The sequence below is a fragment of the Rathayibacter sp. PhB186 genome, from assembly GCF_003751825.1.
Classification (GTDB): domain Bacteria; phylum Actinomycetota; class Actinomycetes; order Actinomycetales; family Microbacteriaceae; genus Rathayibacter; species Rathayibacter festucae.
This window is the reverse complement of record NZ_RJKO01000013.1, coordinates 1-13,322: the sequence shown is the minus strand read 5'-3', so window position 1 is coordinate 13,322 and position 13,322 is coordinate 1. Positions and strand designations below refer to the sequence as shown.

The following is a 13,322-nucleotide window of genomic DNA, read 5'->3' as shown; positions in this document are numbered from 1 at the left end:
AATGAGCCCGCATGACCCCGTCGTTCTCCGACCGCCTCCCGCTCGCCCGCCAGGCGGTCGACCGGGACTACCTCGCCCGCGCGCGCGCCGACCTCTTCGACGAGCTCGACGCCGACCCGGCGACCCGGGTCGTCCTCCTGCGCGGCGACCGCGCCCTGGTCGACGGCGAGCGCCTCGCCCTGCGTCCCGCCGCCGACGTGCCGGCGGGCGCCCTCCGCCTCTACCTCGGCCGCACCACCGTCGACGCCGAGGGCGAGCCCGCGGGCACTCCCGTCGTCGCCGCCGTGCTCACGGACGAGCAGGCGAGCGCCCTCGAGCCCGACGACGCCGCCTGGGGCGCCCTGCGCACCCTCGCCGAGCACCTCAGCGACCGCGATGCCGGCCTCTTCACCGAGGCGCTCGCGATGGTCAACTGGCACGCCTCGCACGGCTTCTCGCCGCGCAACGGCGAGGCCACCGTGATCGAGCAGGGCGGCTGGGTCCGCCGCTCGCCCGCCGACGGCAGCCAGGTCTTCCCGCGCACCGACCCGGCGATCATCGTCTGCGTCCTCGACGCCGACGACCGCCTGCTGCTCGGCTCGAACGCGATGTGGGGCACCGGCCGCTTCTCGCTGCTGGCCGGCTTCGTCGAGCCGGGGGAGTCGCTCGAGGCGGCGGTCGTCCGCGAGATCTTCGAGGAGTCCGGGATGCGCGTCGTCGACCCGCAGTACCTCGGCTCGCAGCCCTGGCCGTTCCCCGCCTCGCTGATGATCGGCTTCACCGCCCGCCTCGCCGAGGACCAGGCCCCCGCCGACCTGCTCCCGGACGGCGAGGAGATCGTCGCCCTGCGCTGGTTCACCCGCCAGCAGCTGCACGACTCGCTCGAGTCGGTGCTGCTGCCCGGCCGCTCGTCGATCGCCCGCGCGATGATCGAGGACTGGTACGGGGGAGCGCTCGAGAACGGCCCCATCGTCGCGTGACCCTGCTCGACGGACTCGACGAGGGGCAGCGCGAGGCGGCGGAGGCGCTGCTCGGCCCGGTCTGCGTCCTGGCCGGCGCGGGCACCGGCAAGACGCGGACCATCACCCACCGGATCGCGCACGGCGTCGCGACCGGCGTCTACACGCCGGCCCGCGTGATGGCGCTGACCTTCACCAGCCGCTCGGCCGCCGAGCTGCGCTCCCGGCTCCGAGTCCTGGGGGCGGGCGGCGTCATGGCCCGGACGTTCCACGCCGCCGCGCTCTCGCAGCTCGGCTTCTTCTGGCCGCAGCTCGTCGGCGGCACGATGCCGCAGCTGCTCGACGGCAAGGCGCGGCTGCTCGGCCACGCGGCGGAGCGGCTCCGGCTGAAGCTGGACACCGCGACCCTGCGCGACCTCTCCGCCGAGATCGAGTGGCGGAAGGTGTCCGCGCTCTCGCTCGAGCAGTACGCGGTGGCCGCGCGGACCCGTGCGCTGCCCGGACGGCTCACCCTCGAGCAGACCGTCGCGATGGTCGACGAGTACGAGGGGCTGAAGGACCAGCGCCGGCAGATCGACTTCGAGGACGTCCTCCTGGTCACCGCGGGGATGCTCGAGTCCGAGCCGGCGATGGCGATGCAGGTCCGGGAGCAGTACCGCTTCTTCGTCGTCGACGAGTACCAGGACGTCAACCCGCTCCAGCAGCGGCTGCTCGAGCTCTGGCTCGGTGACCGCAGCGACCTCTGCGTCGTCGGCGACGCGAGCCAGACCATCTACTCCTTCGCCGGCGCCCGCGCCGACTACCTGCTCGACTTCGGCTCGCGCTGGCCGGCCGCGACGGTCGTCCGCCTCGAGGAGAACTACCGCTCGGCGCCGCCGATCGTGCAGACCGCGAACCGGCTGATGCGCGGCCGGCCCGGCGCCCTCGTGCTGCACTCCGTCGCGAGCGCCCCCGCCGCCGCCGAGAGCCCGGAGCCGGCGATCGACGCCTACCCCGACGACGTCGCGGAGGCCAGGGGAGTGGCGGCCCGCGTCGCCGCCGACATCGAGGCGGGCGTGCGCCCCTCCGCCATCGCGATCCTCTTCCGCACCAACTCGCAGTCCGCGATCCTCGAGCGCGCGCTGCACGAGCGCGGCGTCGCGGCGCACCTGCGCGGCGGCAAGCGCTTCTTCGACCTGCCGGAGGTGAAGCAGGCGGTGATGCAGCTGCGCGCGGCCTCGGTCTCCATCTCGGGCGAGCCGCTGTTCAAGTCGGTCAGCGACGTCCTCCGCTCGCTCGGCTGGAGCGCCGAGCCGCCGTCGGCACCGGGTGCCGTGCGCGAGCGCTGGGAGTCGCTGGACACGCTCGCCCGGCTGGTCGACGAGGCGCCCGCCGGCTGGAGCTTCAAGCAGTTCACCGACGACCTCCTCGCGCGCCAGCAGGTGCACCACGAGCCGGACCGCGCGGCCGTCACCCTGGCCACCTTCCACTCCGCCAAGGGCCTCGAGTGGGAGTCGGTGCACCTGATGGGCCTGACCGAGGGCCTGCTGCCGATCTCCTACGCGAGCGGCCTCGAGGCGATCGACGAGGAGCGCCGGCTGCTCTACGTCGGCATCACCCGCGCGCGTCAGCGGCTGCGGCTCTCCTGGTCGCAGTCCACCGTGGGCCGGGTCACGCGGCGGGAGCCGTCGCGCTTCCTCGCAGAGATCGGCACGCGCACCCGCGGTGCGGCTCCAGCCGCCGCTCGCTGAACGAGCCGGAGGCGTCGGAGTAGGTGCGCTCGACACTGCGCAGCCCGGTCCAGGCGGCGTGCAGCCGCCGGAGCGCCGCGTCGGCCGCCGCGACCGCGATCGCGGCACTGGAGAGGGCGGTGCGCGTCGAGGCGGTGGTGCCGAGGACCTGGATCACCAGCCGCGGCCACTCCGGGTCGAGGTCGATCCGGTCGCGGTAGGCGCAGTGCAGGCAGGGCCCGCCGCCCGGCTCGACGAGGGGGCCGATGCGGACCGCCTCGTCGCCGAAGACCACGGCCAGGTGGGGCACGTCGCTCGAGAGCCAGTGCGCGGCGCGCGCCGGAGCGACGGCGTAGTCGGCGACGAGCACCGCGAGAGCGGGCACCGCGTCCTCGCCGACCAGCTCGCAGCCCTCGCCGCGGAGCAGGCTGCGCAGGGCGTCGGCCGCCGAGCCGACGCCCTCGACGACCACCCGCGGCGGCGCGGGCGGATCCGGGTCGATGCTCCGCAGCAGCACCGGGCGCAGCGTGGCGAGCAGCTCGTCGACGCGCGCGTCCGAGGCGCCGGCGCGGGTCGCGATCAGCCGCGCCGTGCCCGCGCTGGTGCCCAGCCGCAGGGCGTGCACCAGCAGCTCCTCGGCGTAGCCGACGCCCTCCAGCACGACCCGCGGGTGGTCGAGTCCGACCTGCATCGCGGTCGCGGAGCGCCAGACCAGGGGGAAGCGGGGATCGAGCCGGAGGACCATCGGGAGATCATGGCCGAGAGCGGCCGGGCGGCGCGGGAGTTGTCCACAGGTCGTGGACCCCTCCCGCGCAGGGGTCAGACCGGTCGGTCGCCGGTGGGAGCGGTGCCGTCGTCGTCCGGACGGCCGCCGTCGGTGCCGGCCTCGGGCTGCTCGCCCTCCGGCGCCGCGGGCGTCGTCCCGTTCAGCAGCTCCTCGAGTGCGCGGTCCATCTCGTCGGGCTCCGGGGTCTCGCCGCGGGCCTCGGCGCTCAGGCGCGCGACGAGGGCTGTCGGGTCGTCGAGGTCGTCCGAGCCGGGCAGCACGTCGGGGTGCGACCAGAGCGCGTCGCGCGCCTCGGGACCGACCGCGTCGGTGACGGCCTGCCACATCGCGGCGGCCTCGCGGAGGCGGCGCGGCCGCAGCTCCAGGCCGACGAGGGTGGCGAAAGCCGACTCGGCGGGCCCGCCGGACGCGCGACGGCGGCGGACGGTCTCGGCGATCGCGCCGGCGCTGGGCAGGCGGGTGGTCGCCGCGGCGGTGACCACGTCCACCCAGCCCTCGATCAGGGCGAGCATCGTCTCGAGGCGGCCGTGCGCGGCGAGCTGCTCCTCGGTCTTCGGCGGGATCAGCGCGCCGGAGGTCATCGCGTCGCGCAGCTCCTCGGGGTTGGACGGATCGAAGTTCTCGGCCAGCTCCTCGAGGCGGGTGGTGTCGATCGTGATGCCCCGGGCGAAGTCGGTGATCTGCGAGATCAGGGCGAGCCGGACCCACTTGCCGTGCCGGAAGAGCCGCGCGTGGGCGAGCTCGCGCACCGCGAGGTAGATCTGCACCTGGTCGATCGGGATGTCGAGGCCCTCGCCGAACGCGGCGACGTTCTGCGGCAGGATCGCCGCGTCGTTCTCCTCGAGCAGCGGGATGCCGATGTCGCCGCCGGAGACGACCTCGGCGGCCAGCTGGCCGACCACCTGGCCGAGCTGGAGGGCGAAGAGGGTGCCGCCGATGCCGCGCATCATGTCCTCGGCGCCGGCGATCATCGCCTTCATCTCCTCCGGGGCCTGGTCGCGCATGACGCCGGTGAGCGCGTCGGAGATGCTGAGGGCGACCGGCTCGGCGAGCTGCGTCCAGACCGGCATGGTGAGCGTGATCCACTCGAGCCGGCTGATGGTGCGCGGCGGACGGCTCAGCTCGGAGACGTAGGCCACCTCGTCGAGCCAGAGCGCCGCGACGCCGAAGGCGCCGTCGAGCGGGGCGCGGACGGCGTCGGTCACCGGGACCGACTCGGCGCGCGCCAGCTGCTTCGCCTGCTCGAGCGCGAGCGACCAGTTGATCCCGCCGCCCGACTGCTGCATCGCGCTCTGCAGCTGCGAGAGCAGGTTCTGCAGAGCAACCGGGTCGTTCGGCAGACCGGCGGCGCCGGCGAGCTGGCTCGGGTCGATCGGGCCGTTCCCCGAGAGGAACTGCCGGAGCATGTCGCGGAACTCGTCCTCCGAGCCGCCGCCCGGTCGGTCCGCGTTGTCGCCTTCGGCCATTCGGGGAGCCCTCTCTCATCGCACGGAGCCGGCCTCTGCACACCCGGTTCGGGCGACGGATCGTGACACGACTCCCAGTCGTGCAAGCTACGTTAGCCCGAGCGTCCGGAGCCACGACGTGAAGTCGACCGCCCGGCCCCGACCCGCTTCCGCCCGCCGCGAACACGCCGGCGCCGCCGCCCCGCACGTCCCCAGAGAGGCCCCCGTTTGCTGTTCTCCGTCGACCCGCGCCCCTCCTCCCCGCGCGGCCGGCGCGCCTGGGTCGGGCCCGCGGTCCTCTTCTCCGGCGTCGCGCTCGTCGTCGGGCTCGGCGTCACCCCCGCCCCCTACGTGATCGAGCAGCCGGGCCCGGTCTTCGACACCCTCGGCACGAGCGGCGAGGACGTTCCGCTGATCTCCATCCCGGACGAGACGACCTATCCCACCGAGGGCACGCTCGACATGCTGACGGTCTCGGTGGTCGGCAACCCGCAGAGCCTGCCGACCTGGATCGAGGTCGCGAGCGCCTGGTTCGACCGCACCAAGGCCGTCGTACCCGTCGCGCAGATCTTCCCGCCGTCCTCGACGGTCGAGGAGCGGGACCAGGCGAACCAGGCCGAGATGACCGACTCGCAGCAGGAGGCGATCGCCGCGGCGCTCACGGAGCTCGGCTATCCGATCAACCAGCGTGTCTCGGTCGTGCAGATCCCGGACGACTCGCCCGCCGCCGGCGCGCTCGAGACCGGCGACGAGATCGTCGCCGTCGCGGGGGAGCCGGTCGCCGATGTGACCGCGCTCCGCGCCGCCGTCCAGGCCTCGGGCACCCAGCAGCCGGTCACCCTCACCGTCGAGCGCGGCGGGGCCGAGCAGGACGTGCAGGTCACCCCGGTCGACAACGACGGAGCGGCCGTGATCGGCATCGTCGCCGGTGCGGCCTTCGACTTCCCGTTCGAGGTCGACATCCAGCTGGACGACGTCGGCGGGCCGAGCGCCGGGATGATGTTCGCGCTCGGGATCATCGACAAGCTCACCGAGGGCGCGCTGAACGGCGGCGCCTCCGTCGCCGGGACCGGCACCATCGACGCCGCGGGCGAGGTCGGCGCGATCGGCGGCATCCGCCAGAAGATGTTCGGCGCGGTCGATGCGGGGGCGCAGTACTTCCTCGCGCCCGCCGACAACTGCAACGAGGTCGTCGGCCACGTGCCCGACGGCCTCCAGGTCTTCAGCGTCGCCACCCTCGACGACTCCCTCGCCGCCCTGAAGGGCGTCGCCGCGGGCGACACCGACGCCCTTCCGACCTGCGACGGCGCGACCCCCATCAACTGACGGGTCGGGTCTCGATACGCCCCTGCGGGGCTCCTCGACCAGCATGTGCGGCCACCGAGTCGCCGAACGACCGCGGCATGCTGATCGAGTAGCCCGCGCAGCGGGCGTATCGAGATCCACGGGTGCCAGGAGCAGCGGCCACCGCCCGCCCTGTCCGCTCAGGGCGGAGCGGCCGGGCCGCTCCCTGAGGGCGACGCTCAGGTCCCCTCGCTGGTCGTCGCCTACCATGGGGAGCCTCCCGTCACATCTCCACATCAAGAGGCTTATCCGTGAGTTCTGCAGCAACCGAAGCCCCGCCGCGCAAGAGACGGAGCGTTCTCGCCGTCACGGTCGTGGTGGTCGCCGTGCTGGTGGTGGCGTTCTTCGTCTTCGCCGGTCTCTACACCGACATCCTCTGGTACGACCAGCTCGGGTTCCTCTCGGTGCTCACGACGCAGTGGTTCGCCGCGGGCGGGCTCTTCGTCATCGGCTTCGTCGCGATGGCCGTCCCCGTGTTCGTGAGCCTGACGCTCGCCTACCGGCTGCGCCCGGTCTACGCGAAGCTCAACTCGCAGATCGACCGCTACCAGCAGGTCGTCGAGCCGCTCCGGCGCCTGGCCACCTTCGGCATCCCGGCCGTGCTCGGCCTCTTCGCCGGCGTCTCCTCCTCCACCCGGTGGCAGACGAGCCTGACCTTCTGGAACCGCACGCCCTCGGGCGACGTCGATCCGCTGTTCGGCCTCGACACGTCGTTCTACCTCTTCGAGCTGCCCTTCTACCAGAGCATCGTCGGCTTCGCCTCGGCCGTGCTCATCATCTCGGCGCTCGCCACCCTCGCCACCGGCTACCTCTACGGCGCGATCCGGATCAACGGCCGCGAGATCCGCATCTCGAAGTCCTCGCGCATCCAGCTCGCGATCATCGCGGCGCTCTACCTGCTCGTGCAGGCGGTCAGCCTCTGGCTCGACCAGTACGCGACCCTCAGCCGCCAGGGCACCCGGATCACCGGCGCGACCTACGCCTCCGTGAACGCCACGATCCCCGGCCTGCAGATCCTCGCCGCCATCTCCGCGCTGATCGCCGTCCTCTTCATCATCACGGCCTTCATCGGCCGCTGGCGCCTGCCCGTCATCGGCACCGCGCTCCTCATCGTCGCGAGCCTGCTCGTCGGCTCGCTCTACCCGTGGGTCGTCCAGAAGTTCCAGGTGGAGCCGAACGAGCGCACGCTCGAGTCGACGTACATCCAGGACAACATCGACATGACGCGGCAGGCCTACGGTGTCTCCGACGTCGAGGTCATCCCGTACGACGCGACCACCGACGCCGAGCCGGGCGCGCTCCGCTCCGACGCGGAGACCACGGCGAACATCCGCATCCTCGACCCCGCCGTCGTGACCGACGCGTTCTCGCAGCTGCAGCAGTTCCGCCAGTACTACTCCTTCGGCGACCAGCAGAACGCGCTCGACGTCGACCGCTACTCGATCGACGGGTCGACGCAGGACGCCGTCGTCGGCGTCCGCGAGCTGAACCTCAACGGCCTCGGCACCAACCAGACCTGGTACAACCAGACCCTCGTCTACACCCACGGCTACGGCCTGGTCGCCGCATACGGCAACCAGCGCTCGTCCGACGGCGAGCCCGTCTTCATCGAGTCCGGCGTCCCGACGACCGGTGACCTCGGCGACTACGAGCCGCGGATCTACTTCGGCGAGAACTCGCCCGGCTACTCGATCGTCGGCGGCGACGGCGACCGCAACATCGAGCTCGACTACCCCTCGGGCACCGAGGGCGAGCAGCAGACCTACACGACCTTCGATGGCAACGGCGGCCCCTCGCTCGACAACGTCTTCAAGAAGCTCGTCTACGCGATCAAGTTCCAGTCCGAGCAGATCTTCCTCTCGGACGGCGTCAACGACCAGTCGCAGATCCTCTACGACCGCGACCCGGTGCAGCGCGTCCAGAAGGTCGCCCCGTACCTGACGCTCGACTCGGACGCCTACCCGACCGTCGTCGACGGCCGCGTCGTCTGGGTGGTCGACGGCTACACCACCTCCGCGGACTACCCGTATTCGGAGGTGCAGAGCCTCTCGCAGGCGATCGCCGACACCAACACGCAGCAGCAGTTCCCGACCGACGACGTCAACTACATCCGCAACTCGGTCAAGGCGACGGTCGACGCCTACGACGGCAGCGTGACGCTCTACGCCTGGGACACCGAGGACCCGATCCTGCAGACCTGGCAGAAGATCTTCCCGAGCACCGTCGAGCCGATCAGCGAGATGTCGGCCGGCCTGCTCAGCCACGTCCGCTACCCGGAGGACCTCTTCAAGGTGCAGCGCGCCGTGCTCGGCACCTACCACGTGACCGACGCCGGCTCGTTCTACTCGCGCGAGGCCGCCTGGTCCACGCCGAACGACCCGACCTCGGGTGGAGCGAGCACGGCCGCCGTCGGCGGCGGGGACACGCTGCAGCCGCCGTACTACCTGACGCTCCAGACGCCCGACGTCGAGACGCCGTCGTACTCCCTGTACTCCACGTACATCCCGGCGAGCACACCCGGCAGCGCGGCGAGCCGCAACGTGCTCACCGGCTACCTCGTCGCCGACTCGGACGCGGGCTCGACGGAGGGCGCGGTGGCCGACGGCTACGGCACGCTCCGGCTGCTCGAGCTGCCGAGCGACGACACGGTGCCTGGCCCCGGTCAGGTGCAGAACGCGTTCAACACCGACCCGACCGTCGCGAACCAGCTGGCACTTCTCCAGCGCGGCGACACGACGGTGACCCGGGGCAACCTGCTCACCCTGCCCGTCGGCGGCGGTCTGCTCTACGTGCAGCCGATCTACGTCAGCTCGAACGGCGACACGAGCTTCCCGCTCCTGCAGAAGGTGCTCGTCGCCTTCGGTGACGACATCGCCTTCGAGGACACCCTCGACGCCGCCCTCGACAGCCTCTTCGGCGGCGACTCGGGAGCGGACGCCGGTGACACCGGCACGGTGGTCACTCCGACCCCGACGCCGACCGACACGGCGGATCCGGGCACGGGCGACACCGGGACCGGCGACGCGGGCACCGGCGGGACGGCTCCGACGGGCGACCAGACCGAGCTCCAGGCCGCTCTGAGCGACGCGAGCACGGCTCTCGCCGCCCGCGAGACCGCCCTCAAGGCCGGCGACCTGACCGCCTTCGCGGCGGCGGACGAGCAGCTCACCGAGGCGCTCCAGCGGGCGCTGGCGGCCGAGGGGCAGCAGTAGGCCGATGGTCCAGGTCGATCGTGGCGAGCACCTGCGCGCAGGGGAGTGGCTCGATCCGAACCGGGAGTACTGGGAGGGGCGTGCCGGTGACGGCGCGCCCCTCCGGGCGCTCGGGGCGGCGGTGCCGGCCGGGGCGCGGGTCCTGCACCTGCAGTGCGGCGCCGGGAGCGACGCGCTCCTGCTCGCCGAGCGGGGCGAGGACGTCATCGGCGTCGACTTCTCGATGCCGGCGATCCGGCGGGCCCGCGAGGCGGCGCGCGAGCGCGGTCTCGCCGAGCGGACCCGCTTCGTCTGCGCCAACCTCTACGAGCTGCGGCACATGCTGCCCGAGCCCGACGCCTTCGACGCGGTCGTGACGACCCTGGACGCGGTCGCCTGGCTCCCCGATCTCGAGGAGTGGGCGCGGATCGTCGAGTGGTTCGTCGCACCGGGTGGGACCGCGGTGATCGGCGCGCAGGCGCGGCCGCGCGTCGACGACCCGGCGGTGCGCACCTGGGAGCGCTCGGCGGACCAGGTCGCGGAGGCTCTCCGGGTGACCGGTCTCGAGGTCGCCGCGAGCGCCCTCGACGGTGTCGCGTGGACGGCGACGAAGCCCGTCTGAGCCGCCGAACACGGCACTGCCCGCTCCGGATGCCCGCTCGATTTGCATCGGTCCTGATCCCCGTGTAATGTCTCTTCTTGTGCCGCGGGGTGGAGCAGTTCGGTAGCTCGCTGGGCTCATAACCCAGAGGTCGTAGGTTCAAATCCTGCCCCCGCAACAAGAAGACGGAAGCCGGTCGCGAAAGCGGCCGGCTTTCGTCGTTAACGGCGGCGTCCCACGGCGCTACGAGGCCGCGTCGATGACGCTCAGCACGTTGCCCGACGGGTCTCGGAACCAGGCGATCGTCGGCCCCCGCCCGCGCATGACGCCGTTCTCGTCGGTCGGCATCTCGCCGTCCGAGTAGATCTTGGTGACGACGCCGGACTCGTTGAGCGCCGCGACCGCCGCGTCGACGTCCTCGACGGCGAAGTTGAGGATCGTGAACTCGGCCGGCACATGGCTCGGCTTCGGGTAGGCGATGGCGCTCCCGCCGCCGGGCAGGGCGATGTCGAGGATCCCCATCGCGTTGACCGACACCTCCAGCCCGAGGACGTCGCCGTAGAACGCCCTCGCCGCCTCGACGTCCTGCACGCTGAACCCGCTGAAGGCCCGCTCGCTCCGGATCATGACCGCACTCCCGTCCGCGCAGCGTCGTCGCCGCGTCCTGCGCGCGACGCTACTCCGCAGGCAGGTGGATCACGAGGAGCACGCTGCACTGCGAGTGGGACTGCGACTGAGGCTGCGGCTGCGGCTGCGACTGCGACTGCATGCTGGTCGAGTAGCCCCGCAGGGGCGTATCGAGACCCGCCGTCCGCAGCAGGCGGGTCTGCAGACTCTCGTTCTGACGCCGGTGGATCTCGATACGCCCGCTCCGCGGGCTACTCGATCAGCATGAGATGCCTGCTCCGCGGATGCTGCATGGAGGACCCGTTTTGCGGGCTGCTCTTCGTAGAGGACCCGCATCGCGGGCTGCTCGAGATGAAGGGCCCGCATCGCGGGCCGCTCTGCCCGGGAGTACGCCGCGGCGCGGCCCGGCATGCTGGTCGAGCAGTCCCGCAGGGGCGTATCGAGACCCACCGTCCCCAGCAGGGCGGGTCTGCAGACTCTCGTTCTGACGCCGGTGGATCTCGATACGCCCGCTGCGCGGCCTACTCGATCAGCATGGCTTCTCCCTGCGCACTGGGTGATCCTTCCCAGGAGGCCCCATCGCCGCCGGACCTCCGGCCCGGCCCCGAGTCGCTCGGTGTGTCGGGCCGGGGCGCACGCTATCCTCGTCCGGGATGCGAAGGGTGCTGGTGTGAGCGACGAACAGGTGGACGAGACCGCAGGAGCGACCCGGGACGGGTCCCCGAGCGAGGGGATCCACCTCACCCGCCGGAGCCGGCGGGACGCCGAATCCGCCGCACAGGCTCAGCGTCCGACTCCCCGCACACGCCCGGTGCCCGTCGCTCCCGTCGCGGTGCGCACGCCCGTCCTCGCGACGGTGGCGCCCGTCCGCCGCCGCCGTGGCCGAGTCCTCCGCACCACGGTCAGCACGGTCGCGGCCGCCGCGATCGCCGGCATGGTCGCCGTGATGGCCCTGCCCGCCTACTCCTTCGACACCGCCCCCGACTCGCAGGCCGCGATCGAGGCCGCCGCCCGCATCCAGGCGCTCGGCAACCAGAAGCTCACCGTCGCCTCGACCGCCGTGCAGGAGCAGGTCATCCGCGACTCCTTCACCGCCCCCACGCAGGCGCAGCTCGACGAGGCCGCAGCTCAGGCGCGCGCCCTCGCCGCCGCCGCCGAGAAGGCCGCCGCCGACGCCGCTGCGGCCGCCGCCGCCGCAGCCGCCGAGGAGGCCTCCGGCACGTCCACGGGCGCTGCCGCGACGGGCCGCTCGGCCGGTACCAGCAGCTCCGTCACTCCCCGCGAGGAGGGCGACGACTACCCCTGGCGCGACGCGCTGACCGACGACCAGGGCGGCGGGCTCTCGCCGCTGCGCTACTACTACCGCGAGTGCGTCGACTTCGTCGCCTGGCGCCTGAACCGCGACCAGGGCTCCACCGGCGCCCCGTTCAAGTGGACCTGGGGCAACCTGACCCCGGGCGGAGGCAGCGCCTACGCCTGGGCCGGCCAGTGGGCCTCGCACGGCTGGGAGACCAGCACCACGCCCGTGCCCGGCGCCGTCGCCTGGTTCAACGGCAACCACGTCGCCTACGTGCAGTCCGTGAACGGCGACGGCACCGTCTCGCTCGAGGAGTACAACTGGGGCAACGACCACGCGTACCACGCGCGGACGATCCCGGCCTCGAGCGTCCCGCTCTTCCTCTACCCGCCGAGCTGATGGCGGCGCAGCGCAGAGCCTCCACGCGCAAGGCCGCTCGGCCCGCGAGCGCGGCGGCCGTCGGCTTCGCCGTCGCGCAGTTCGCTCCGACCGACGACCGCGCGGCGAACCTCGCGGTGATCCGCCGCCTCGCCGGCGTCGCCGCTCAGCGCGGCGCCAGCGTCGTGGTCCTGCCCGAGTACAGCTCGTTCTTCGTCGACCCGCTCGGCCCCGAGCTCGTCGCCGCGGGCGAGGCGCTCGACGGCCCGTTCGTCCAGGGACTCGGCGAGATCGCGCGCGAGCTCGGCGTCCACCTGGTGGCGGGCATGGTGGAGTCCGTCGGCGACGGCGAGCGGATCGCCAACACCCTCGTCGCGGTCGAGCCCGGGGGAGCGGTCGTCGCCACCTACCGCAAGCTGCACCTCTACGACGCCTTCGGCCAGACCGAGTCCGACTGGGTCGCGCCCGGCGAGATCGGCGTGCCGCAGACCTTCGAGGTGGGCGGCCTCGTCGTCGGCCTGCAGACCTGCTACGACCTGCGCTTCCCGGAGGTGACCCGCTGGCTCGTCGACGCGGGCGCCGACGTGGTCGCCGCCCCGGCCGAGTGGGTCCGCGGCCCGCTCAAGGAGGCGCACTGGCGCACCCTGGTCACCGCCCGCGCGCTGGAGAACACGATCTACCTCGTCGCCGCCGACCAGACCCCGCCGATCGGCGTCGGGACGAGCATGATCGTCGACCCCATGGGCGTCGAGATCGCCACGCTCGGCGAGGTCGAGGACGTCGCGGTCGCCTGGCTCTCGCAGGAGCGCATCGCCGCGGCCCGGGAGAAGAACCCCGCGCTCGCGCTGCGGCGCTTCGAGGTCCGCCCCGTCCGGGCCGGCCGCCGGTCAGCCGCGGCGCGCGAGTCCCGCTAGCTGTAGTTCCTCGGGACGTTGTGAACGGGTGACGTAGAAGAAGACCTCCGGGACGATGTGGGTTACCACACACGCATCGTCACCGGAGGTC

At 72.6% G+C, this 13,322-nt stretch carries 10 protein-coding genes and 1 tRNA gene; 8 read left to right on the top strand and 3 right to left on the bottom strand.

Features of this window, described 5'->3' with window-relative positions:
• The first annotated feature begins 11 nt into the window (after positions 1-11).
• Positions 12-959: an NAD(+) diphosphatase gene (nudC, locus tag EDF45_RS20410; protein WP_123737690.1), complete on the top strand. Its 948-nt coding sequence runs from the start codon at positions 12-14 to the stop codon at positions 957-959.
• Positions 956-2,668, top strand: a complete 1,713-nt coding sequence (locus EDF45_RS20405; RefSeq protein WP_123705100.1) for an ATP-dependent helicase — start codon at positions 956-958, stop codon at positions 2,666-2,668. Before nudC ends, EDF45_RS20405 begins: the two co-directional genes overlap by 4 nt.
• Here EDF45_RS20405 and EDF45_RS20400 read toward each other — a convergent pair.
• On the bottom strand, positions 2,589-3,392 hold the full coding sequence (locus EDF45_RS20400) for a hypothetical protein (RefSeq protein ID WP_123737689.1): 804 nt from the start codon (positions 3,390-3,392) through the stop codon (positions 2,589-2,591). The two genes, EDF45_RS20405 and EDF45_RS20400, sit on opposite strands and share 80 nt — an antisense overlap.
• Before the next feature lie 74 nt (positions 3,393-3,466).
• On the bottom strand, positions 3,467-4,900 hold the full coding sequence (locus EDF45_RS20395; RefSeq protein ID WP_123737688.1) for a zinc-dependent metalloprotease: 1,434 nt from the start codon (positions 4,898-4,900) through the stop codon (positions 3,467-3,469).
• 207 nt (positions 4,901-5,107) lie between these two features.
• Between EDF45_RS20395 and EDF45_RS20390 the strand changes: the two genes are divergently transcribed.
• The 4 genes from EDF45_RS20390 (at position 5,108) to EDF45_RS20375 (ending at position 10,193) form a co-directional block, all read left to right on the top strand.
• Complete coding sequence (locus EDF45_RS20390; protein ID WP_123737687.1) at positions 5,108-6,205, top strand: PDZ domain-containing protein; 1,098 nt, start codon at positions 5,108-5,110, stop codon at positions 6,203-6,205.
• A 269-nt stretch (positions 6,206-6,474) separates the two neighbouring features.
• The gene (locus tag EDF45_RS20385) at positions 6,475-9,435 is read left to right on the top strand and encodes a UPF0182 family protein (RefSeq protein WP_243598541.1); all 2,961 of its coding nucleotides are present in this window, start codon (positions 6,475-6,477) and stop codon (positions 9,433-9,435) included.
• A 4-nt stretch (positions 9,436-9,439) separates the two neighbouring features.
• Positions 9,440-10,036 carry a bifunctional 2-polyprenyl-6-hydroxyphenol methylase/3-demethylubiquinol 3-O-methyltransferase UbiG gene (locus EDF45_RS20380; protein ID WP_123737686.1) on the top strand — a complete coding sequence of 199 codons (597 nt, stop codon included), beginning with the start codon at positions 9,440-9,442 and terminating at the stop codon, positions 10,034-10,036.
• 83 nt (positions 10,037-10,119) lie between these two features.
• Positions 10,120-10,193 (top strand) — tRNA-Met (locus EDF45_RS20375).
• A 65-nt stretch (positions 10,194-10,258) separates the two neighbouring features.
• Here EDF45_RS20375 and EDF45_RS20370 read toward each other — a convergent pair.
• Positions 10,259-10,642, bottom strand: coding sequence for a VOC family protein (locus EDF45_RS20370; protein ID WP_123737685.1), 384 nt, complete (start codon positions 10,640-10,642; stop codon positions 10,259-10,261).
• A gap of 670 nt (positions 10,643-11,312) precedes the next feature.
• Between EDF45_RS20370 and EDF45_RS20365 the strand changes: the two genes are divergently transcribed.
• Both EDF45_RS20365 and EDF45_RS20360 read left to right on the top strand, forming a co-directional pair.
• The gene (locus EDF45_RS20365; RefSeq protein ID WP_148060353.1) at positions 11,313-12,338 is read left to right on the top strand and encodes a CHAP domain-containing protein; all 1,026 of its coding nucleotides are present in this window, start codon (positions 11,313-11,315) and stop codon (positions 12,336-12,338) included.
• Positions 12,338-13,231 carry a carbon-nitrogen hydrolase family protein gene (locus EDF45_RS20360; protein WP_123737683.1) on the top strand — a complete coding sequence of 298 codons (894 nt, stop codon included), beginning with the start codon at positions 12,338-12,340 and terminating at the stop codon, positions 13,229-13,231. Before EDF45_RS20365 ends, EDF45_RS20360 begins: the two co-directional genes overlap by 1 nt.
• Positions 13,232-13,322: the final 91 nt, after the last annotated feature.

Bases quoted from the DNA above. Each gene is read 5' to 3' on its own strand.
- EDF45_RS20370 (WP_123737685.1), bottom strand. From the start codon at position 10,642: ATGATCCGGAGCGAGCGGGCCTTCAGCGGGTTCAGCGTGCAGGACGTC.
- nudC (WP_123737690.1), top strand. From the start codon at position 12: ATGACCCCGTCGTTCTCCGACCGCCTCCCGCTCGCCCGCCAGGCGGTC.
- EDF45_RS20395 (WP_123737688.1), bottom strand. From the start codon at position 4,900: ATGGCCGAAGGCGACAACGCGGACCGACCGGGCGGCGGCTCGGAGGAC.
- EDF45_RS20380 (WP_123737686.1), top strand. From the start codon at position 9,440: ATGGTCCAGGTCGATCGTGGCGAGCACCTGCGCGCAGGGGAGTGGCTC.
- EDF45_RS20400 (WP_123737689.1), bottom strand. From the start codon at position 3,392: ATGGTCCTCCGGCTCGATCCCCGCTTCCCCCTGGTCTGGCGCTCCGCG.
- EDF45_RS20360 (WP_123737683.1), top strand. From the start codon at position 12,338: ATGGCGGCGCAGCGCAGAGCCTCCACGCGCAAGGCCGCTCGGCCCGCG.